Below are 20549 nucleotides of genomic sequence, written 5' to 3'. Positions count from 1 at the left end.
TTCTACGGTGCCGTGTTCATGACAGACACTTCAGAAACCCCACTCGGGCGTCGCACCGTACTGATCGCCACGGGAGCCACGGCCGCAGCGCTGGCCGTGGGCGCCGCAGCACCTGAAGCCCCCACAACCGACACGGCGGACGCGACCCCCGTCGCCGCGGCGGCCGTCTGCACCCTCACGAAGGAGCTGACCGAAGGCCCCTACTACCTGGACGGCGCCCTGGTCCGCGCCGATGTCACCGAAGGCAAGGCCGGAATCCCGCTCAAACTCGCGCTCACCGTCGTCGACGACGACACCTGCGCCCCGCTCTCCGGCGCCCTCGTGGAGATCTGGCACAGCGACGCGCTGGGCGAGTACTCCGGCTTCGTCGGCAACAACGGCCACAGCGAACCGGACGACGGCACGTTCCTGCGGGGCGGCGTGCTGTCCGGCACCGACGGGGTGGCGCACCTGACGACCATCTACCCCGGCTGGTACCGGGGTCGCTGCGTCCACATCCACGTCAAGGTGCACACAGGAGTCACGCTCACCTCGGACGGCAGCTTCACCGGCGGCCGTGAGATCCACACCGGCCAGCTCTTCATCAACGAAACGATCACGGCGGCGGTGGCCAAGCTCTCCCCGTACTCCACGAACACGGTCACCCGCACCACCCTCGCCCAGGACTCGATCTACGACGACGGAGGCGCCGCGTCCGGCCTCCTCACGCTGACGGCCCTGGGCAGCACGACGTCATCGGGCTACACGGGCACGCTGACGCTCGGCGTGGAAACCAGCTGACCTCGCACGACGGCCCCGCCGGAAGTCCGGCGGGGCCCTCATCGATAACAGCACGATCATCTCAATTGATCTGTGGATCTATGGACGCACATTCCCCTGAATGCCCGAATGCCTTACACCCTATGGTGCTCGTTATTCAGACGTGACTCCAAAAGATATGCACGCAAACGACTGGCTCGACACCGTCGACGGGAGGACACGGCTGGAGCACTGCGCGGACCTGCTCGAGGAGTTCCTCAAGGCCATGAACCGCATGGAGACCGAATACCTCCGGGCCGCGTGGGACGGACACACCGCAGACGGATCCCTCTGAGCCGGGGCGCGAAGGAGCCGCAGACAGCATGGACTGGACTCAGGACGATCCGACCCTCCGCGACATTCAGCTCGATCCGCGAGCCACCCCCTACGATCCGCTGAACCCGCACCTCAACGGTGTTGACCAGCTCGGCACGCAACACTTCTGGCACGTCTCCGAGCCCACGATCGCGCCGGACGCGTGGGATCCGGACGAAGAGCTGGCGCAGATGCTGTACACGACGTCGAGCGCGGCGCCCACCGTTCCGGGGCCGCCGCACAGCCATGCGATGCCGCGCCGCACGATCAACCGGCGCAGGCCCAGGCCAGGCTTTCAGGCCATTGCCGCTAAACACAGGATCATCACGGTTGTTTTCCTGGTCGTAATGATCATTGTATCCGCGGTGATGATGTTGGGATGGTCCGTCTCTTATTCATACAACCAACTGCGCGGTATTTCTTTGCTGGTGGTTTCGGCGAAGTTGGCACGATGGTGGCCGCTGATGGTGTACGGACCGTGGCTCGTGGCGGGTCTGTCCATCCTGCGGGCGACCGTTCAGCACCGGAGCGCGCGGCGGTCCTGGGCCGTGATGCTGATCGCCTCCGCCACCGCGGTGGCCCTCTGCGTCGGTCAGTCTCCGCGTTCCCTGCTGGCGATGGTGGTCGTCGGAATCCCGCCCATCACCGCCCTGATCTGCTTCCGGGAACTGGTCGGCCAGATCTCACCCCAGCACGGCCCCCGACACGCCTGCCACACCGCGAAGCGGTCCAAGCACCCAAGAACGTAACCCGTGGGCCCCGACCGGCTGCACGGAAGTATCCGGAAGGGCCCGCCATGACACTCTCCACCGAAGACCGCCTGGCCATCGCCGAGTTGATCTCCCTGCACGGCCACTTCTTCGACGACGGACGCCTCGACGAACTGACGGAACTGTTCACCGAGGACGTCGTCTACGACGTGTCCGCGTTCGGGCAGGGCGAGTTGGTCGGGATAGAGGCGATCCAGGACGCGGCCCTCGCGCTCGGCGCCGCGAACGCCGTCGCCCATCACGTCACCAACATCGTCATCACCGACGACCTTGGTGACGGCCGCGCGCGGGTGCGGTCCAAAGGGCTGGCGGTCATGGCGGACGGCCGGTGCGGATCGGTGTCGTACGAGGACGTCGTGGTGCGGCGTGCCGAGGGGTGGCGCATCGCGCGGCGGGCGGTGGAAGCGCGGCGCGTGCCGTTGAACGGGGTGACGCACGCGCGGCGCTGAGCGCCGGCTAGGGCCTGTCCGGCGGATCAAGTCGCAGGAAACAGGCGGCGCCTCATCGACGCTGGTGAGCGGGGCTTGGTGCGTGCAGCTGCAAGGCGGAGGAGGGAGTCGACGCGGAGCGTCGGCGAGTGACGACAACGCCGCAGATGGGCGTGCCAAGCCCCGCGTCTGCGGCATGATCCGCCGGACAGGCCCTAGCCCAACTCCCCGCGCTCCACGCAGAATTCGTTCCCCTCGGGGTCGGCGAGGGTGACCCAGCCGCCGCCGTCCGGACGGGTGTGGTCGGCGATCTGGCGAGCGCCGAGGGAGAGGGCGCGGGCGACCTCCTGGGCGCGGGTCCGACCCTGCGGCTGGAGGTCGAAGTGGATGCGGTTCTTGGCCGACTTGCCCTCGGGGACGCGCACGAAGAGCAGCGTCGGGCCACCCGACGGGTCGCGCAGCAGCGCCTCCGGGTCGCCCGGCTTGTCGTCGTCGTCCAGCGGGCGGCCGAGCAGCTCGCTCCAGAACAGCCCGAGATCGTACGGGTCACCCGTGCAGTCGAAGGTGAGGGTTCGGATGGTGGGGTTCAGCCCACTTGTTTCGCTCATGAGTTCAGTACCCCGTCACGCCGTCGACGAGTTCCCGGACGATGTCCACGTGCCCGTTGTGACGGGCGGTCTCCTCGATCAGGTGGAGGAGGATCCAGCGCAGGTCGACGTGGCGGCCGTCGCGGATCGGGCGCTTGGCCGTGGTGTCCAGGTCGTGGCCGGCGACGAGGAGACGGTGGCGGGCACTCTGCTCCTCGTACTCGTCCAGGAGTTGGGGCAGCGGAACGTCGACGGCGATCCGCATCTCGGGATCGGGATCCTCCTCGGTCGCGGCCGCGATCGGCCCCGAGTCCTCCTCGCCGAGGAACACCACCTCGAACCAGTAGTGCTCGACCCAGCGCAGATGGCTGATCACCCCGCACAGCGTCATCAGGGGGGATCCGGGCAGTGGGGCCTCGCGCGCGTGCTCCGGGGAGACCCCCTCGCACTTGGCGCGGGCGGTGGCGCGGGCGTAGTCGAGGAAGGTGGTCAGCTGTGTGCGCTCGTCCCAGGCGGGAGGCGTGTCGGTTCGCGTCATAAGGGTGCAGCATCGCCGCCCCACCCGTACGGTGTCGAGCGAATTAGACCGCCGAGGCGGCTGCCTGGGGCACCCTTGCTTCGTCGTACCGTACGACGAAGGGATGTCAGGTGACAGACATCGGTCGCTGGATGGACGGTCTCCAGGAGCGCGCCGCCGAGGTGCTGCCGGAGGACGTCTACGCGCACTTCCGGCGCGGCTCCGGTCGCGGCATGAGCGTCGCGGAGGCGACCACGGTCTGGGACCAGTTCCGTTACCGGGCAAGACTGTTGCGGGACGTCTCGACCTGCGACGCCTCGACGACCGTACTGGGCACCCCCGTTCGTACGCCCGTACTCGTCGCGCCCAGCACCTTGCAGCGCAAGGCCCACCCCGACGGGGAGGCCGCCACCGCGCGGGGCGTCGCGGCGGCGGGATCGCTGCTGGCGGTGACCTCGAACACCGCGGTGCCGTTCGCCGACCTGGTGCCGAGCCGGGCGCCGTGGTGGGTTCAGGTGTACGTGGCCCGGGACCCCGTCCTGACCATCGAAACACTGGAACGGGCCCTCGCCGCCGGGGCGCGGGCGGTCGTACTGACCGCCGACACGCCGGTCATCGGGTCACGGGGCAAGCGTGGCGCGCACGTCGGTGACTTCGTGGGGCCGGAGGACCTGTACGGCAACGTCACCGGCGTCCCCTCGCCCGAGGCCGCCGAGCACGCGCCCGATCTGACCCCCGACGTCATCGGCTGGCTGCGCGAGCGGTCCGGCGGTCTGCCCATCGTCGTCAAAGGTGTACTGCGCGGCGACGACGCGCGGGAACTGGTGGCGGCGGGGGCGTCGGGCCTCATCGTCTCGAACCACGGCGGGCGGCACCTGGACGGGCTGGTACCCACCGCCTGGGCCCTGCCGGAGGTCGTCGACGCGGTGGCGGGCTCCGGTGCCGAGGTCTACGTGGACGGCGGACTGCGCCGCGGCACCCACATCCTCGCCGCCCTCGCCCTCGGCGCCCGCGCCGTGTTCGTCGGCCGGCCCGTCCTGTGGGCTCTGACCGTCCGCGGCGCCGCCGGCGTGACCCGCCTGATCGACGACCTCACCGACGAACTCATCGAGGCGATGAGCCTGACCGGCACACCGAGCGTGCTCGAACTGACCCGCGACCTCCTGTGGGCGGCTCCCCAGCCGTCTCCGAACGGGTGGGCGGCTCCCCACGCACCGCTCATTTGATCGTCCCGAAATGCACGGTAAGACCCGCTGTGTCACCGTCATGTCACAGACAGCCCAGCAGGTGAACCCCGGAAACCGATGACGCGCTCTGAAGCGACGAGTGTCGGTGAGAGACCGGCGCCTGAACCACTTCGGGGGACTTCATGTACGGAATCGGTGTCCGCAGGGTCGCGACCGCGCTGGTGACCGCGTCGGCGGCCACCCTGCTCATGACCGCGTGTCAGCCGGGCGGGAGCCCGGCGGGCGCGGGCTCTTCGCCGCCCGGCGCTCCGGTCAAGCCGGCCGCGTCCACCGGGACGAAGGCCTGCGGAGTGTCGGATCTCAACGCCTCCATGCGCCAGGCCGCGGTGCGGCCGGACGGTACCGGGACCGGCGCGACGGTCGTCGAGTTCACCAACGTGTCCGGCAAGGCGTGCACCGTCCGGGGGTATCCGACCGTGGCGGGGGCGGGCAACGGTTCCCCGCAGAAGAACCGTCCCCTCAAGGTGACCACGACCGGGGCCGCGTCCACGGTGAAGATCGCGCCGGGCGGGAAGGCGTGGACGAAGCTGACGTTCGTGCAGGTCCAGGGTGAGGCCGACGGCTACTGCAAGTCCGGAGCCACACCCGCCGGCTATCCGACCCTGGTGATGGGTGTCCCGGGTGCCGGAGCGCACCAGGTCGCGCTGACGGACGGTGTCATCGCCGAGTGCGACGACAAGGTGACGGTCACCGCCCTGTCCTCGGTCAAGCCCTCCTGACCCACCTGCCCGGCCGTTCTTCAGGCCGCCGCGGATCTGCGAGGATCCCCTCCTGGAATGTGTGGGATGTCCTGTGCGCAGGCGATCGTCTCCCTGTGGACAATGGCCGCACCCTCCCCCAAGTTCTCGGCTTCGCTCGAACAGGGGGGACCCCCATCGCTGTCCTCGAAAGGCCCCGCATGGTGTTGAGCAGACGTACCTTCAGCGCACTCGTCGGCACCACCGCGCTCGGCCTCTCGCTCGGCGGGTGCGACGGCGCCTTCGCCCACACGACCGCCCCCACCGGCCCAGCGCCGGGGCCGCCCGCCGCCGACGGCACCCGCCACACGGTGGGCTTCGACAAGTACTCGATGCTGGTCGACGGACGCCGGGTCGTCCTGTGGTCCGGCGAGGTCCACCCCTTCCGGCTGCCGAGCCCCTCCCTCTGGCGGGACGTCCTGGAGAAGCTGCGCGCCCACGGGTACAACACCATCAGCGTCTACGTCTCCTGGAACTACCACTCCCCCGCGCCCGGACACTACGACTTCACCGGCGTCCGCGACCTCGACCTGTTCCTGCGCACGGCCGCCGAGACCGGCCTGTACGTGATCCTGCGGCCCGGCCCGTACATCAACGCCGAGGTCGACGCGGGCGGCTTCCCCGGCTGGCTGACCGCCACCCGGGGCACCGCCCGCACCTCCGACCCGACCTATCTGTCGTACGTCGACGAGTGGCTGACCGCCGTGAACCGGATCGCGGCCCGGCACCTCTACACCCACGGCGGCGGCACGATCGTCCTCTACCAGCTCGAGAACGAGTACGCGAACAACGTCACCAGCCCCCGCGGGCGCGACTACATGGCCCACCTCTACGCCAAGGTCCGCGCCGACGGTATCGACGTGCCGCTCTTCCACAACGACAAGGGGCGCAACGGGTACTGGGCCCCGGGAACGTTCGACACGGGCGGGGAGACAGGCCGCTACCTGTACGGCTTCGACGGGTATCCCTCCCCCTTCGCGCCGCCGCCCGACTGGGGCTACTACGGCATCGGCGGTACGAAGGGCGGCTCGACGGCGAGTCCCGACACCCCGGGGCTGCTGGCCGAGTTCGGGGGCGGCTGGTTCGACCCGTGGGGCGGGGTGGAGTTCGACGGCAAGGGGTACGCGGAGTCGGCGCGGACGCGTGACGCGGCGTACGAGCGGCGCTTCTACCTCACCAACCTCGCCAACGGCATCAAGGTCCACAACGTCTACATGACGTTCGGGGGGACCTCCTGGGGCTGGCTGCCCGCGCCGGTCGTCTACACCTCGTACGACTACGGGGCCGCCCTCGACGAGGCCCGCAGGCCCACCCCGAAGCTGGTCCCGATGCACCAGCTCGGGCAGCTCCTGCACTCCGTGCCCGAACTCGCCAAGCTGGACCGGGCGGCCGACATCGAGGTCGGCGCGAGCGGCGGCGCGGCGGGGGCGGACGCCGGGATCACGGCGTACCACCTGGTCAACCCGGACACCAAGGCGCACTTCCACATCCTGCGCAACGACCGGACCGACGACGTCCTCGCCGCCGTCCCCCTCGCCGGGGTGAGCGTTCCGGTACCCGTCCCCGGCCTCGACGCCCGGCTGCTCGCCACCGGTCTCCCGCTCGGGCGGCGGACGTTGCGGTACTCCAGCGCCCAGCCGATGCTGTGGCTCACCGCCGGGCGGCAGGACATCGCCGTGTTCACGGGCCGGAAGGGCGAGTCGACGCGGACGGCCGTCGAGTGCGCGAGCGAGCCCACGGTCACCGTGCTGGAGGGGAAGGCCGACCACACGTACGCGTCCGGCGCGCTGCGGATCGATGCCGAACTCGGCGGCCTGACAAGGGTTCTGGTGGAGGGCGGCGGCACCGGGGCTCCCCTCCTCCTCCTGCTGGCCGACGACGAGACCTCCGTACGACTGTGGCGGTACGACACCCCGTCGGGGCCCGTGCTCGTCCACGGCCCGGCGCTCCTGCGCACCGCGGCCCTGCGCGGTACGACCGTCCATCTCACCGGGGACACGGTCGAGGCGGCCGATCTGGAGGTGTGGGGGCCGCGCGGGATGAGTCAAGTGGCGTGGAACCGGCGCACGTTGAAGGCCCGGGCGACCACTTCCGGGAGTCTGCGGGCCGAGCAGCGGCTGCCGGGGGTCGCCGCCGTCCACCTTCCCGAGCTGGGCGACTGGCGCTTCCACGCCGAGAACCCCGAGTCGGCCGCCGCGTTCGACGACTCGGCGTGGAAGGTCGCGAACAGGACCTCCTCGTACAGCACCACCCCCGTACCGGCCGGGCAGCCCGTCCTCTTCGCCGACGACTACGGCTTCCACTACGGAGACGTCTGGTACCGGGGACACTTCGAGAACACCCGGGCCGCGGGCGGCGCCGCCGGGTCGGTGTCCCTCTCGTACGTCACGGGCACGCAGGGGATGCTGATGGCGTGGCTGGACGGGAGGCCGCTGGGCACGCACCGGATGCCGGTGCCTGACAAGTCGACGGTACGAAAGGGGACTTGGTCGGCCACGGCCACGTTTCCCGTGCGGTACGCGAACGGGCCACACGTCCTCTCCGTCCTCGTACGCCGGATGCAGCACGACATGGACGGCGCGGCGAAGGACACGCACAAGGTCGCGCGGGGCCTCACGGCGGTGACGTTCGCCGGGGCGAGCCCGGCCGTCACCTGGCGGATCCAGGGCGAGGCGGCGCCCGACCCGGTGCGGGGGCCGCTCAACCACGGCGGGCTGTACGGGGAACGGCAGGGCTGGCATCTGCCGGAGTTCGCCGACAGCGGCTGGAAGGTCGTGGACTTCCCGCGGGCGGCGCGCGGGCAGGGAGTCGTCTGGTACCGCACCGGGTTCCGGCTGGCGGTCGACCAGGGCGTGGACGCCTCGATCGGGCTCACCCTCACCGACGACCCCACCCGCGCCTACCGCGTCCAGATCTTCCTGAACGGCTGGAACATGGGCCAGTACATCAACGACGTCGGCCCCCAGCACACCTTCGTCCTGCCCAACGGCGTCCTGCGCACCCGGGGCGCCAACACCCTGGCCCTCGCCGTACTGTCCGACGGCACCACCCCGGCCGGTCCGGGCGAGGTGAAGCTGACGCTGCTGGGCAGCGCGGCCGGCGGAGTACCGGTGACCTTGGTGGACTCCCCCGGTCGCGCACACGTCCGCTAGCTGAGCCGGATCATGTTCCAGGAGAGGGGTTCCAGGACGGTGGTCAGGGTGCCGTCGTCCTGGAGGGTGGCGCCCTGGACGGGGTGCGGGGTGACCCGTTCCTGGTCGTCCAGGGTGTTGCGGGCGTCGGGGTCGGCGTCGGCGATCGCGGTGTGCTCGACGACCGTCGTCAGTCCCAGGCGGTTCAGGGCGACTTCGAGCGGCAGGGGCTCGGTCTGGCTGCGGTTGACCGCGAAGACGGTGACCGAGCCGTCGTCGGCGCGTACGGCGGTGGCGTGCAGCAGGTCGACCTCGCCGTACTTCTTCGTCTCGTAGGTCGGCGACACCGCGCGGACGTCGAGGACCTCTCCGCGCCCGTACTTCGCCGCCTGTGAGAAGGGGTAGAACGTGGTCTGGCGCCAGGCGGGGCCGCCGGGTTCCGTCATGATCGGGGCGATGACGTTGACGAGCTGGGCGAGGCAGGCGACGGTCACCCGGTCCGCGTGCCGCAGCAGCGCGATGAGCAGGGAGCCGAAGACGACCGCGTCGGTGACGGTGTAGACGTCCTCCAGGATGCGGGGGGCCTCCTGCCAGTCCTCGACCGGATGCGGGTTCGGGCGGCTCTGGTACCAGACGTTCCACTCGTCGAAGGAGAGGTTGATCTTCTTCTTCGACTTCAGCCGGGCACCCACGTGGTCGCAGGTCGCCACCACGTTCTCGATGAAGGACTCGGTGTCGACGGCGGAGGCGAGGAAGGAGTCGCGGTCGCCGTCGGTCTCCTCGTAGTAGGCGTGCAGGGAGATGTAGTCGACGAGGTCGTACGTCTCGGCCAGCACGGTCGCCTCCCACGCGGCGAACGTCTCCATGTCCTGTCCCGAGGATCCGCACGCGACGAGTTCGAGGTCCGGCTCGATCTGGCGCATCGCGCGGGCGGTCTCGGCGGCCAGCCGGCCGTACTCCTCGGCCGTCTTGTGGCCGGTCTGCCAGGGCCCGTCCATCTCGTTGCCCAGACACCACAGACCGATACCGAACGGCTCCTTGTCGCCGTGCGCCACCCGCAGGTCCGAACGGGCCGTCCCGCCGGGGTGGTTGGCGTACTCCTGGAGCTCCAGGGCCTCGGCGACCCCACGCGTGCCGAGGTTGACCGCCATCATCGGCTCGGCCTGCGGGCCGAGCTTCCGCAGGAACGCGATGTACTCCGACAGGCCGAAACGGTTCGACTCGGTCGAGCGCCAGGCCAGGTCGAGGCGGCGGGGCCGCTCCTCGACCGGGCCCACCGAGTCCTCCCAGTTGTAGGCGGAGACGAAGTTCCCGCCGGGGTAGCGGATGGTGGTGACGCCCAGTTCGCGGACCAGTTCCAGGACGTCCGTGCGGAGGCCTTCGGCGTCTGCGGAGGGGTGGCCGGGTTCGTGGATGCCGGTGTAGACGCAGCGGCCGAGGTGTTCGACGAAGGAGCCGAAGAGGCGGGGGTTGACCTCGCCGATGGTGAAGGCGGGGTCCAGGGCGAAACGGGCGGTACGCATGCTTTCCTTTCGAGTGTGCCATTGGTGGGGGGTGGCTTGTGTTTTGTGGGCGCGTGCGGGTCTGTTGTGGCTGGTCGCGCCCACGCGGCGGAGCCGCACAATGTCACGGCCCCGCGCCCCTAGCGCAAGCTTGGCCAGCCGTTTGGGTTCCAGTTCAGGGTGTTGAGCCCCAGCTTGGGCGTACCCGAGTCCTCTGCGTCGTAGTAGTGGTACGCCAAGACGTCTCGCCCCTTGTCCTTGAAGACCGACTCGCCGCCCGGGCCTACGAAGCGGCCGTGGCCGGCGAGCAACAGGTCGCCGCCGCCCTCCAGCAGCGGCTTGCCCGTGCTGTCCACGTAGGGGCCCGTCACCGATGCCGATCTGCCGACCCGGATCTTGTACGTCGAGTTCACGCCCGCGCAGCACGCGTCGTAGGAGGCGAAGAGGTAGTAGTAGCGGCCGTGTTGGACGATGTACGGGCCCTCTACCGCGTACGGGGCGTCCGGGCGGGTCGCCAGGTGGTGGACCGTGGCTTCGGGCAGCGCCTTGCCGGTGCTCGGGTCCAGTTCGACCATGCGGATGCCCGTCCAGTACGAGCCGAACGCCATCCACAGCTTGCCGTCGGCCCGGATCACCGCGGGGTCGATGGCGTTCCAGGCGTCGGTGGTCGCCGAGGTGAAGGCGGCTCCGTGGTCGGTCCAGGTGCCGGGCATGCCCGTCTTCGACGTGGCCACGCCGATCGCCGAGTGGTTGGTGCCCCAGGAGGAGACCGCGTAGTAGAGCCAGTAGCGGCCGTCGCGGTAGGAGAGGTCGGGGGCCCAGGGGTCGGCGGTGGAGTTGTAGTCGTACCACCAGGCCGGGGGCGTGGTGAAGGCGTTGCCCGCGTCGTCCCAGTGGTGGAGGTCGGTGGAGAGGCGGGCTCCGATGACGCCGCCGGTGGAGTAGGCGACGTAGCGGCCGTTCTTGAGGTGGGTGACCGTGGGGTCGTGGATGATCTGCTGGCCGGTGAGGGGGAGGGGGTCGGGGTAGGTGACGTCGGCCGACGCGGTGGCCGGGAGCAGGGCGATGGTGGCCGCGGCGAGCAGCGCGGCGAGTCTGAAGCGCTTCAACTCACACTCTCCTCATGGCTGTTACTGGCCGGCCAGACCCGTGTGGGCCACGCCCCGCACGATCTGGCTCTGGAAGAAGACGAACACGACGATCAGCGGGAGTCCCGCGATCAGACCGCCCGCCATGAGCTGCGGCCAGACGATGCCGAAGGCGTTCTGCACGGTGGCGATGCCGTTCGGCATGGTCATCAGGTCGGGGTTGTTGGTCACCATGTACGGCCAGAGGAAGTTGTTCCACGAGGCGATGAAGGTGAAGATCCCGACGGCCGACAGCGAGGGCTTCGAGAGCGGCAGGACGAGGGTGAAGAAGATCCGCCAGCGGCCCGCGCCGTCGATGAACGCGGCCTCCTCCAGTTCGCGGGGCAGCGACTGGAAGAACTTGTAGAGGATGTAGACCATCGCGGCGGGGGCGCACTGCGGCAGGATCATGCCCCAGTAGGTGTCGACCATGCCGAGCGACTGCACGGTGGTGAAGAGCGGGACCCCGAGGATCGCCGGGGAGAACATCAGGCCCGCCATCGTCACGGCCATCAGGACGGACTTGCCGCGGAACTCGGTGCGGGCGAAGCCGTATCCGGCGAGGGAGGCGACCAGCAGCACGATGAAGGTGACGCAGACCGACACGACCAGCGAGTTCACGAACCAGTTGGGGATGTTGCCGGCCGCGAAGACCTTCTGCCAGGAGTCGAGGGTGAAGTGCTCGGGGATCCAGTGCGGCGAGGCCACCGATTCGGCCGGGGTCTTGAGCGACGTGGACAGGGCCCACGCCAGCGGCGCCATCCAGATCACGGACAGGGCGAGGGCGACGACCGTCAGGGCGATCTGCGCGGGCGTCCAGGTGCTGCGGGGTTTGCGGAGGGTGGGAGACGGCGTGGTCATCGGGAGATGCCCTCCTCTCGGCTGCGGAGCAGCCACATCCGCCCGAGGGCGACGGCCGCGATGATGAGGAACAGGACGAAGGAGATCGCGGAGGCGTAGCCCACGCGGTAGCTGGTGAAGCCCTGTTCGAGGGTGTACTGGACGAAGGTGCGGGTCGATTCCTCCGGCCCCGGGCCGAACTGGTACATGACCACAGCCTGGTCGAAGACCTGCAGCGAGGCGAGGATCTGCAGCGCGATGACGAGGCCGGTGATGTTGCGCAGGTTCGGCACGGTGATGTGCAGCATGCGCTGGAAGGCGTTCGCTCCGTCCAGCTCGGCCGCCTCGTAGAGGTGCTGGGGGATGTTCTGCAAAGCGGCGAGGAAGAGCAGGAAGGAGAACCCGACCGTCCACCACAGGGTCGCGACGACGACGGCGAGCAGGGCCGTGGACTTCTGGGTGAGCCAGGGCGTGGTGAGGCCGAGGACGTGGTTGACCATGCCGTTGGTGGGCTGGAACAGCCACCACCACAGGTTGCCGATGACGGCCGAGGGCAGCAGGAACGGCGCGAAGAAGCACAGCCGCCACAGCCACTTGAAGTGCACGGTGTGGTGGGCGATCAGCGCCATCAACAGGGCCACGACGACGATGCACGGGACGACGTACAGGGTGAACTGGACGCTGTGCCACAGCGAGTTCCACACCAGGTCGTCCTTGAGGGCCTCGCGGTAGTTGGCGAGGCCGACGAAGTTGGTGTGGTCGCCGGAGATGTTGGCGTCGGTGAAGCTGAGGTAGAGGCCGCGGACGACCGGCAGCAGCACGAAGAGCCCGTACAGGACGAAGAACGGGGCGACGAACCAGCCGCCGTGCTGGAAGCGGCGGCTCCAGCGCAGGCGGGCGGAGTCGGCGGCGGTGGTCGCACGGGGGCGCGGGGTGGTGGCGGCGACCGTGCTCGTGGCGCTGCTCATGCGCCGGCTCCCTTCAGCTCCTGGGCGGCCGTCCTGCCGTCCATGGGGTTCTTCATGGCGAGCAGTTGCTCCAGGACGGACTTCATACGGCGGGCCGCCGCGGCCGGCTTCGTGGAGCCGAGGTTGGAGGAGGCGACGACCGGGCCGACGCGCTGCGCGAGGACACCGGTGGAGCCGGCGAACCAGATGTGCGGTTCGGTGGCGGGGTGTTCCATGGCGGGCCTGGAGTACTCGCTCTGCGGGCTGAGCTTGAGGTAGGCGGGGTCCTTGAAGGTGGGCAGATAGGCGGGGACGTGGCCGCCGATGGCCCAGGTGGTGGCGTGGGTGACCATGTAGGCGGCTAGCTGGTAGGCGCCCTCGTCGGCGGCGCCGCCGCGGCCGGACTGGTGGGGCAGGATGAAGGAGTGCGACTCGGCGTGGGTGGCCGGTCTCCCGAACACCGGGGGCAGCGGCTGGGCGCCGAAGTCGAGCTTCTCGCCGTTGAAGTACGGCACCGACCAGTTGCCCTCCCAGGTGAACGGCGACCCGGCGAGGAAGGCCTCGCCGTCGGCCTCTCCGACGGTGACGTAACCGTCGGTCACGTGCTTGCGGAAGAACTCCAGGACCTCGGTGGCCTTGTCGGTGTCGAAGGTGACGTCGGTCTGGTCGTCGTTGAAGTAGCCGCCGCCGAGTTGCTGGTAGAAGGCGACGAAGAACCACCAGGCGAAGTTCTGGTCGTTGGCGTGCAGGCCGAGGGTCTGCTGCCCGTTCCTCAGTTGCTTCTTGGCCGCCTTGAGGAGGGCGAACCACTCGTCGGTGGAGCCGGCGGACGGCAGCCGCCCGTCGGCGTCGAGCAGGCCCGCCTTCTTGCACACGTCCTTGCGGTAGAAGCAGAGCTGGACGTGGATGTCGAGGGGCAGGGCGTAGAGCTTGCCGCCGACGATGCCGCGCTTCCACAGCACGGGGTTGAAGTCGGCCTCCCGCACGCCGTACTTGGCCAGGAGGTCGATGTCCCAGGGGTCCAGGAGGCGGCCCGGCGCGAACCCGGGGACGCGGCCCTGGTGCATGACGGCGAGGTCCGGTGCGCGGTTGCCGGCCGCGGCCATGGCGAGCTTGGTGTAGTAGGGGCCGCCCCACGTCAGGGTGGAGTCCTTGACCGCGATGTCCTGATGCTCCTTGCGGAAGGCATCCACCATCGCGACCTGGTTGGTGCCGTCGCCGCCCTGGAAGAGGTTCCAGTAGCGGACCCGGGTGCGCGCGCTGGAGGCGAGCGCGTCCGCGCCGGTGCCGAGGGCGGCGAAGCCCAGGCTGCCGGCGACGGTCAGGCCGCCGAGCGCAGCCAAAACGTTCCTGCGGTTCAGGTTCCCACGGTTCGGATACCCGTCGTTCAGGTCAGGTCGTCCCATGCCCTGCCCTCACTGTTCGAGATTCTTTGTTCGAAATTTCGGTGATCGCTCGTAACTTCGAACGGGACCGTAGATAGGAAGCGCTTTCTCGTCAATGGTTTGCGCAAAAATCGAAGGCCCCCGCCCAGTAGTCGATGACCGGACGGGGACCTGCGAGAGGAAAGACGGGGACCTGCGAGAGGAAAACCGTCAGCCGGCGAACGGCGGCTGCGGCAGGCCCTTCCCCGCGCCGGGGACGACGAGCACCGAGCCGGAGAGCGGATGCGGCGCCTCCAGACCCGTACGTGCCGTGGTGATGTACAGGTCGGTCAGGTCCGCGCCGCCGAAGCCACAGGCGGTGGGACGCGGAACGGGGAGTTCCACGACCCGGTCCAGCTCGCCGTCCGGCGTGTAGCGGCGGACCGCTCCACCGTCCCAGAGGGCCACCCAGACGCAACCGTCGGCGTCGACGGTGAGCCCGTCGGGCCACCCCGCGCCTTCTTCGATCACCGTCAACGGACGCCTGTTGACAGGCAGTTGACCGTCACCCACGTCGAAGACGTCGACACGGCGGGTCGGTGAGTCGATGTAGTACATCAGCCGGCCGTCCGGGCTCCAGCCCGTGCCGTTGCTGACGGCGACGTCGTCGAGGACCGCGGTGACCGTGCCGTCGGCGGTGATCCGGGACAGGGTGCCGCCGCCCGGGGCCTCGTCGTAGCGCATGGTGCCGAAGAGCAGCGAGCCGTCGGGGGCGACCGCGGCGTCGTTCGCGCGGCGGCCGGGGACGGGGTCGCGGTGCAGCCACCGGAAGCCCTCGGGGCCGTACGTCGCCACGCCGTCCCGGAGGTTGACGACCAGGCCGCCGCCCGCGCGGGGCTTGGCGGCGCCCACGTGCTGCTCGGTGACCATGACCGTGCGGCGCCCGGAGACGGGGTCGTACGTGTGGACCCGGGAGCCGAGGATGTCCACCCAGATCAGCCGCCGCGCGTCCGGATCCCAGGTCGGACCCTCCCCGAGGGCCGCCTCGGCGCGCACCGCGACATCGAAGGCCGTGTTCCCCGTCACCCCTGCCGCCCCCGTCATCCCCCCACGCTCCGGTGGCCGAGCCGCTCGGACAGATCGACGGCGCCCTTCGCGGCGAGCTGCTCCAGCTCGACACGGCGCTCGTCGCTCCAGCGGATCATCGGTACGGAGATGGAGAGCGCGGCGACGACCTGGCCCGTGCGGTCGCGCACCGGAGCGGCGACACAGCTGACGTCCGGGTTCGACTCACGGTTCTCCACGGCGACGCCGCGGCGGCGGATCTCGGCGAGGGCCTCGCGCAGGGCGCCCGGCTCGGTGATGCTGTTCGACGTCATCGCGACCAGGTCCGCGTTGTCCGGGATGCGGGAGGTCAGCTCGGCGTCGGGGAGCGAGGCGAGCAGCATCTTGCCGACGGAGGTGCAGTGGGCGGGCAGGCGCCGGCCCGCCGCGGACACCATGCGCACGGCGTGCGTGGAGTCGACCTTCGCGATGTAGATGACGTCGGTGCCCTCCAGGATCGCCACGTGGACGGTCTCGTCGCAGGTCTCGGCGACGGAACGGGCGACCTGCTGGCCCTCGGCGGCGAGGTCCAGCTGCTCGGCGTACCGGCTCCCGAGCTGGTACGGGCGCACCCCGAGGCGGTAGCGTCCCGGCTGGCCGGGCACCTGCACGATGTACGCACGGGCGGCGAGCGTGGTGACCAGCTCGTGCACCGTCGTGCGCGGCAGCTGGAGCTTGCGCACGATGTCGGGGGCGGAGAGCGTCCCGTCCCCGTCGAGAAAGAGCTCGAGTATGTCGAGAGCTCGGGTCACGGCAGGCACCAGGCGTCCCACGACCGGCCCCCTCTCCTGTGTTCGAAATTTCAACAGCCGATCGGCATGACGAACGTAGGCTACTCATAGTGCTCTTGGGCGGGCAATGGGTGGGCAACGGCGAGGTGTCGGGGGTGAGACGTCGGGGGTGAGGTGTCGGGGGTGAGGTGGGTGACGGAGGCGGGGGTGGGGAAGGAGGCGGGAGGTCAGCGGCGGGGGCGCGGGTCCCCGAGTTCACCCCTGAGGCGTTGCGCCCGCAGTACCAGCTCCAGCTCGAACCGCCGGTCCGGGTCGTCGATCTCGTCACCCCACAGCTCCCTGATCTGACGGAGGCGGTAGCGGACGGTCTGGGGGTGGACACCGAGCCGCGCGGCAACCTCCGGCGCGCCCCCGCGCGTCTCCAGCCACGCCAGCAGCGTCTCCGCGAGACGCCGTCCGTGCGTCGGCCCGCAGTGCCCGAGCGGCGCGAGGCAGCGCAGGGCGAGATCGTCGATCAGCTCCTCGGGCTGGAGGAGCACCAGGGCCTCGGTGTGCTCGGTGCAGTGGAGCACCTCCCCGCCGGGCAGCAGCCGCCGCTCCATCAGCCGTACCGCCGCATCCGCCCAGCGCAGCGACTTCGCCGCGTCGGCGAGCGGCACCGGCGGCCCGATCGCCCCGGACCACCCGGTCAGCGCCCGGTGCAGCAGTTCCGGGCGCCCGGCGGCGTCCGGCTCGGGCACGACCATCCGCGGCTGCTCGTACTCCATGTCGAGCAGCACCCCCTGCCCCACGGCGGGCGCCACGGCCTCCCGGGCCGGCCGCAGCAACACCCCGACGGCGACTTTGTCCGGCAGTGGCCAGCCGATCCGCGCGGCCCGCTCGACGAGCGCCTCGGCGGGATCGCCCCGGTGGTGCTCGGCGAGCAGCAGCTCCATCAGACGGCGCTGGAGACGCAGGCGCTCCCCCGCCTGCCGGGCGGCGGCCTCGGCGTAACCCCGTACGGATTGATCCACCAGACCGTCCAGGTACTCGTATCCCGCGTCGACGAGCTCGTACATCGCCGGCGGCGGGATCTCGACCCGCTGCCCGATCTCCGCGAACCGGCGCCAGGCGAGGCGGACGCCCAGCCGGTAGATCGCCTGAAGCGAGTCGAGGCTGCGCCCGTGCAGTCCCTCGCCGCGGCCGAACTCCTGGAAGACCTCGGGGTGGACGCGGGGCCGGCCCTCCGCCGTCCCCAGGTGCTGCACGAAGACCTCGATGGCCCGGCGGATGCCGACGAGGGCCATCGGCTCACCGGAGTCGTCGACGACGAGGGGCAGGTTCGGGTACTCGCGGCGGATCTCCCGGAGGATCTCCTCGGCGAGATCCGGCGCCTCGGCCAGGGCGATCGCCGCGAACCGCCGCACCTGAGGGCGAGGCACGTCGTGCCAGGCCGAGCGCACGCCGACGGCTCCGTGGCCGGCCTGCGCTTCCGCGTCCGCCTCCGGGGCGCTACCACCGGTGCCGGGAGGGTGGCCGTGCTCAGCGGGTCCTTCGCCGGGTCGGTCGGGTTCGTCGGGGCCCGCGCGCTCCCCCACGCTCTCGGCCTCGTCCGAGCAGGGGAGACTCGCGTCCCCTCTCGATACCGGCGCGCCCCTGCGGCTGGGCACGGTCAGTGCTCCTGGTCGGCATGTTCGTATGTGATCAGTGGGGTGTTCGGCTGGTCGGGGGTCGCGTCGAGCAGCGCGACGACGCCGAGCGCGGCACCCACGGCGAGCGCGGCGGCGGCCGCGACGGTGAGTACGGCGGCGAGCAGTCTGGACATCGCAGGGTGAGCCTCTCTGTCGGAGGTCGTCCCCACCCGTTCCCGTGATCCGCGCAGCCCGCCACGCCGGTCCCGTCCGGCAAGTCCTCAGTCTCGACAATGCATTGACACTCCGTCAAGGGTGCCCGTACGGTTCCCGGCCCATACCGCACGTGCACTTTCCCTCCTGGTGTCGACGCACCCGTATCGCCGCGTTCCACCTGCATCACCCGTATCACCCGTATCACCCTTATCACCCGTGGTCACTCGTGGTCACTCGTGCGTCGAGCCTCCTCACGCCCCTGGAGTGCCCGGATGCGCCGGAAACCCTCACCCTTCGCACTGGTCCTGCTCGGTCTCGGCACCTTTCTGCTCGTGCTGGCCCCGATGCTCGCGTGGTACGTGGAACCGCGGGCCGCCGTGAACCCCGTCGACATCGACACGACCGCCGTCTACACCGGCACGGGCGCCTACTTCGACACCGCACAGGTCCAGACCCTGTTCGACAAGCGGATCACCGTCACCCAGCAGGTCAGAGGCGATGTCGCCGACAGCGAGCACAGCGGGCGCGCCGTCTGGGACGTGACGACGACGGTCGACACGGACAAGTCGCTGCCCGCGGCCGACCCGTACGACGCGCTGGAGTTCTTCCCGAACCGCTGGGTCACCGACCGGAAGACCAACCAGCCGGTGCACTGCTGCCAGGAGAACCCGCGCTTCGCGGGCGACGCCTACCTCAAGTTCCCCTTCGACGTGCGGAAACACGCGTACCGCTGGTGGGACAACTCCCTCGGCGCACCCGTCACCCTGGCCTACCGGGGCACCAAGAAGGTCCAGGGCTACACGGGTTACCGCTTCACCGGCACGGTCCCCCCGACGAAGATCGGCACCCGGCTGGTGCCGGGCAGCATCGTCGACCTGCCGGGTCGCCCCCAGGTGCTGGCCGAGGAGTGGTACTCCAACCACGGCATCGAGCTGGTCGTCGACCAGCGCACCGGCCGGGTGCTCTACGCCCAGGTCGGCCCGCGCAGGACGCTGCGCGCGCCCGGTTCCACGTACGACTCGACGCTCCTCCTGGACGCCGACAAGCTGGCCTTCACCACGGCCACCCAGAAGGACCAGGTGAAGCAGGCGAAGAAGGAGAGCGGTCAACTGCGCCTACTGGGCGAGACGTTGCCCATTGGTGCCGGTGTGATCGGGTTCGTTCTCGCCGCCGTGGGGGGCGTTTTGGTGGTACGAGGGCGACGGGATCCCGGTTCGCCCGGTAACTCCCCTTCAGCACTCACGATGTGATGCCCTGTCAGCTCCACAAAGCCCGGAATTTGTCACCTCGGTGAGTAGCAGCTTCCCAGCGCCGGGCGAAAACTATCCACCCCCACCCGAGCACAGCCCGCCCGCATTCCCGTTACAGCCGGTACCCACATCCCCCACGCTGAGTTCCGCACCCTGAGACGAGTTGGAGCACCCATGCCCCAGCACGTGCCCTCCCCGCTGCGCGCCGCGGTCCCGCGCGACACGCAGTCCCTCCCGGCGCTTCCCCCACAGCCGCGCCGTATCGTCTTCCTCGCCCATCGAGACCTCGGCAACCGGTCCGCGGGCGGTTCCGAGATCCTCGTCGACCGGCTCGCCGAGGGACTGACCTCGCTCGGCCACCAGGTCACCCTGGTGTGCGGCGGGCCCGCGGCCTACCACGACTACCGGGTCGTCTCGGCGGGCGGCGACCTGGGCCACTTCCTGCGCGCCCGCTCCGCCTTCCACCGTCAGGTCGGCGACTGCGATCTGCTGGTCGAGGTCTGCAACGGCATGCCCTACCTGGCCCCGCTCTGGCATCACGGCCCCACCCTGTGCCTGGTCAACCACGTCCACACGGACCTGTGGCGGATGCGGTTCGGCGGACCGCTGGCGCCGGCCGCGCGGATCGGCCGAAGACTCGAACACTGGGCACTGGCGGGCGCACAGCGCCGCAATCTGCTGGTCGCCGTCTCGCCGTCGACGGCCCACGCGCTGCGTGCGATCGGGGTGGAGCGGGAGCGCATCCGGGTCGTGCACAACGGGGTCGAGGAGCCGGGGCCGCTCGCCGAGCGCTCGCCGGAGCCGCTGTTCCTGGCGATGGGACGGCTGGTCGAGTACAAGCGGATCGATCTGCTGCTGCGGCTGTGGGAGCGGGTCCGTCCGGTCACCGGGGGCCGCCTGGTGATCGTCGGCGACGGTCCCGAGCGGGAGAGACTCCAGCAACTGGCGGGCCCCGGTGTGGAGTTCGCCGGCCATGTCACGGAGGCCGAGAAGCACCGGCTGCTGTGCGCGGCGTGGCTGCTGCTGCACCCCTCCGCCGTGGAGGGCTGGGGCCTGGTGGTCACGGAGGCGGCCGTGCGCGAGACCCCGGCGATCGCCTTCGACGTGCCCGGTCTGCGCGACTCCGTGGTCGACGGCGAGACGGGTGTACTGGCCCGCGGTGAGTCCTCCTTCGCGGCGGCCTGGTGCACCCTCGCCCTGTCCACCCACCGCCGCACCCTCATGGGCAAGTCCGCCCGCGACCGCGCGGCCCAGTTCCGCTGGAACAACACGGTCCGCCAGTTCAGGGCGGTGGCCACGGAGGCGGCCACCACCTGGCGGAGGTGACG

The 20549-nt window shown here is 70.2% G+C and carries 20 protein-coding genes; 9 read left to right on the top strand and 11 right to left on the bottom strand.

What is annotated here, in order from left to right; all coding sequences use genetic code 11:
- Positions 1 to 18: 18 nt before the first annotated feature.
- From OG568_RS34085 to OG568_RS34070, 4 genes are all read left to right on the top strand, one after another.
- Entirely contained in the window at positions 19 to 780 is a 762-nt protein-coding gene (locus tag OG568_RS34085; RefSeq protein ID WP_329534327.1) for an intradiol ring-cleavage dioxygenase, read from the top strand.
- A gap of 157 nt (positions 781 to 937) precedes the next feature.
- Positions 938 to 1093 (top strand): hypothetical protein, encoded by a 156-nt coding sequence (locus OG568_RS34080; protein ID WP_266582330.1) that lies wholly within the window; start codon positions 938 to 940, stop codon positions 1091 to 1093.
- A gap of 28 nt (positions 1094 to 1121) precedes the next feature.
- On the top strand, positions 1122 to 1862 hold the full coding sequence (locus tag OG568_RS34075; protein WP_329534326.1) for a DUF2637 domain-containing protein: 741 nt from the start codon (positions 1122 to 1124) through the stop codon (positions 1860 to 1862).
- Positions 1863 to 1909: 47 nt separating this feature from the next.
- On the top strand, positions 1910 to 2332 hold the full coding sequence (locus tag OG568_RS34070; protein WP_329534325.1) for a nuclear transport factor 2 family protein: 423 nt from the start codon (positions 1910 to 1912) through the stop codon (positions 2330 to 2332).
- A 194-nt stretch (positions 2333 to 2526) separates the two neighbouring features.
- Here the strand turns inward: OG568_RS34070 and OG568_RS34065 are convergent, their stop codons facing one another.
- Positions 2527 to 2919 carry a VOC family protein gene (locus OG568_RS34065; protein ID WP_329534324.1) on the bottom strand — a complete coding sequence of 131 codons (393 nt, stop codon included), beginning with the start codon at positions 2917 to 2919 and terminating at the stop codon, positions 2527 to 2529.
- 4 nt (positions 2920 to 2923) lie between these two features.
- The gene (locus tag OG568_RS34060; protein WP_329534323.1) at positions 2924 to 3436 is read right to left on the bottom strand and encodes a DinB family protein; all 513 of its coding nucleotides are present in this window, start codon (positions 3434 to 3436) and stop codon (positions 2924 to 2926) included.
- A gap of 110 nt (positions 3437 to 3546) precedes the next feature.
- Here OG568_RS34060 and OG568_RS34055 point away from each other — a divergent pair, with 110 nt between their 5' ends.
- The 3 genes from OG568_RS34055 to OG568_RS34045 all read left to right on the top strand — a co-directional run bounded on the left by OG568_RS34055 (position 3547) and on the right by OG568_RS34045 (position 8551).
- Positions 3547 to 4641, top strand: a complete 1095-nt coding sequence (locus OG568_RS34055; RefSeq protein ID WP_329534322.1) for an alpha-hydroxy acid oxidase — start codon at positions 3547 to 3549, stop codon at positions 4639 to 4641.
- 143 nt (positions 4642 to 4784) lie between these two features.
- On the top strand, positions 4785 to 5381 hold the full coding sequence (locus OG568_RS34050) for a DUF4232 domain-containing protein (protein WP_329534321.1): 597 nt from the start codon (positions 4785 to 4787) through the stop codon (positions 5379 to 5381).
- Between the two features lie 179 nt (positions 5382 to 5560).
- On the top strand, positions 5561 to 8551 hold the full coding sequence (locus tag OG568_RS34045; RefSeq protein ID WP_329534320.1) for a beta-galactosidase: 2991 nt from the start codon (positions 5561 to 5563) through the stop codon (positions 8549 to 8551).
- Here OG568_RS34045 and arfA read toward each other — a convergent pair.
- From arfA to OG568_RS34000, 9 genes are all read right to left on the bottom strand, one after another.
- Entirely contained in the window at positions 8548 to 10053 is a 1506-nt protein-coding gene (gene arfA, locus OG568_RS34040) for an arabinosylfuranosidase ArfA (RefSeq protein ID WP_329534319.1), read from the bottom strand. The two genes, OG568_RS34045 and arfA, sit on opposite strands and share 4 nt — an antisense overlap.
- 119 nt (positions 10054 to 10172) lie before the next feature.
- Entirely contained in the window at positions 10173 to 11141 is a 969-nt protein-coding gene (locus tag OG568_RS34035; RefSeq protein ID WP_329534318.1) for an arabinan endo-1,5-alpha-L-arabinosidase, read from the bottom strand.
- 21 nt (positions 11142 to 11162) lie between these two features.
- Positions 11163 to 12020, bottom strand: a complete 858-nt coding sequence (locus OG568_RS34030) for a carbohydrate ABC transporter permease (RefSeq protein ID WP_266624538.1) — start codon at positions 12018 to 12020, stop codon at positions 11163 to 11165.
- Positions 12017 to 12967 (bottom strand): carbohydrate ABC transporter permease, encoded by a 951-nt coding sequence (locus OG568_RS34025; protein ID WP_329534317.1) that lies wholly within the window; start codon positions 12965 to 12967, stop codon positions 12017 to 12019. Before OG568_RS34025 ends, OG568_RS34030 begins: the two co-directional genes overlap by 4 nt.
- Positions 12964 to 14352, bottom strand: a complete 1389-nt coding sequence (locus OG568_RS34020) for an extracellular solute-binding protein (protein ID WP_329534316.1) — start codon at positions 14350 to 14352, stop codon at positions 12964 to 12966. Before OG568_RS34020 ends, OG568_RS34025 begins: the two co-directional genes overlap by 4 nt.
- A 189-nt stretch (positions 14353 to 14541) precedes the next feature.
- Positions 14542 to 15414 carry an SMP-30/gluconolactonase/LRE family protein gene (locus tag OG568_RS34015; protein ID WP_329534315.1) on the bottom strand — a complete coding sequence of 291 codons (873 nt, stop codon included), beginning with the start codon at positions 15412 to 15414 and terminating at the stop codon, positions 14542 to 14544.
- Positions 15411 to 16187 carry an IclR family transcriptional regulator gene (locus OG568_RS34010; RefSeq protein ID WP_329534314.1) on the bottom strand — a complete coding sequence of 259 codons (777 nt, stop codon included), beginning with the start codon at positions 16185 to 16187 and terminating at the stop codon, positions 15411 to 15413. The genes OG568_RS34015 and OG568_RS34010 overlap by 4 nt, the downstream gene beginning before the upstream one ends.
- 185 nt (positions 16188 to 16372) lie before the next feature.
- A complete protein-coding gene (locus OG568_RS34005) occupies positions 16373 to 17587 on the bottom strand; it encodes a helix-turn-helix domain-containing protein (protein WP_329536537.1) in 1215 nt (404 codons plus the stop codon).
- 209 nt (positions 17588 to 17796) lie between these two features.
- Positions 17797 to 17949, bottom strand: a complete 153-nt coding sequence (locus OG568_RS34000; RefSeq protein WP_329534313.1) for a hypothetical protein — start codon at positions 17947 to 17949, stop codon at positions 17797 to 17799.
- Between the two features lie 294 nt (positions 17950 to 18243).
- On the opposite strand from OG568_RS34000, the gene OG568_RS33995 reads away from it, so the two are divergent.
- Both OG568_RS33995 and OG568_RS33990 read left to right on the top strand, forming a co-directional pair.
- Positions 18244 to 19221 (top strand): DUF3068 domain-containing protein, encoded by a 978-nt coding sequence (locus tag OG568_RS33995; RefSeq protein ID WP_329534312.1) that lies wholly within the window; start codon positions 18244 to 18246, stop codon positions 19219 to 19221.
- A gap of 174 nt (positions 19222 to 19395) precedes the next feature.
- Complete coding sequence (locus OG568_RS33990; RefSeq protein WP_266414162.1) at positions 19396 to 20547, top strand: glycosyltransferase family 4 protein; 1152 nt, start codon at positions 19396 to 19398, stop codon at positions 20545 to 20547.
- Positions 20548 to 20549: the final 2 nt, after the last annotated feature.

Source organism: Streptomyces sp. NBC_01450 (assembly GCF_036227505.1).
GTDB lineage: Bacteria > Actinomycetota > Actinomycetes > Streptomycetales > Streptomycetaceae > Streptomyces.
This window is presented reverse-complemented; position numbering and strand designations above follow the sequence as displayed.

Bases quoted from the DNA above. Each gene is read 5' to 3' on its own strand.
- OG568_RS34075 (WP_329534326.1), top strand. From the start codon at position 1,122: ATGGACTGGACTCAGGACGATCCGACCCTCCGCGACATTCAGCTCGAT.
- OG568_RS34070 (WP_329534325.1), top strand. From the start codon at position 1,910: ATGACACTCTCCACCGAAGACCGCCTGGCCATCGCCGAGTTGATCTCC.
- OG568_RS34025 (WP_329534317.1), bottom strand. From the start codon at position 12,967: ATGAGCAGCGCCACGAGCACGGTCGCCGCCACCACCCCGCGCCCCCGT.
- OG568_RS34065 (WP_329534324.1), bottom strand. From the start codon at position 2,919: ATGAGCGAAACAAGTGGGCTGAACCCCACCATCCGAACCCTCACCTTC.
- OG568_RS34050 (WP_329534321.1), top strand. From the start codon at position 4,785: ATGTACGGAATCGGTGTCCGCAGGGTCGCGACCGCGCTGGTGACCGCG.
- OG568_RS33995 (WP_329534312.1), top strand. From the start codon at position 18,244: ATGCGCCGGAAACCCTCACCCTTCGCACTGGTCCTGCTCGGTCTCGGC.
- OG568_RS34060 (WP_329534323.1), bottom strand. From the start codon at position 3,436: ATGACGCGAACCGACACGCCTCCCGCCTGGGACGAGCGCACACAGCTG.
- OG568_RS34000 (WP_329534313.1), bottom strand. From the start codon at position 17,949: ATGTCCAGACTGCTCGCCGCCGTACTCACCGTCGCGGCCGCCGCCGCG.
- OG568_RS34045 (WP_329534320.1), top strand. From the start codon at position 5,561: ATGGTGTTGAGCAGACGTACCTTCAGCGCACTCGTCGGCACCACCGCG.
- arfA (WP_329534319.1), bottom strand. From the start codon at position 10,053: ATGCGTACCGCCCGTTTCGCCCTGGACCCCGCCTTCACCATCGGCGAG.
- OG568_RS34085 (WP_329534327.1), top strand. From the start codon at position 19: ATGACAGACACTTCAGAAACCCCACTCGGGCGTCGCACCGTACTGATC.
- OG568_RS34020 (WP_329534316.1), bottom strand. From the start codon at position 14,352: ATGGGACGACCTGACCTGAACGACGGGTATCCGAACCGTGGGAACCTG.
- OG568_RS33990 (WP_266414162.1), top strand. From the start codon at position 19,396: ATGCCCCAGCACGTGCCCTCCCCGCTGCGCGCCGCGGTCCCGCGCGAC.
- OG568_RS34030 (WP_266624538.1), bottom strand. From the start codon at position 12,020: ATGACCACGCCGTCTCCCACCCTCCGCAAACCCCGCAGCACCTGGACG.
- OG568_RS34080 (WP_266582330.1), top strand. From the start codon at position 938: ATGCACGCAAACGACTGGCTCGACACCGTCGACGGGAGGACACGGCTG.
- OG568_RS34015 (WP_329534315.1), bottom strand. From the start codon at position 15,414: ATGACGGGGGCGGCAGGGGTGACGGGGAACACGGCCTTCGATGTCGCG.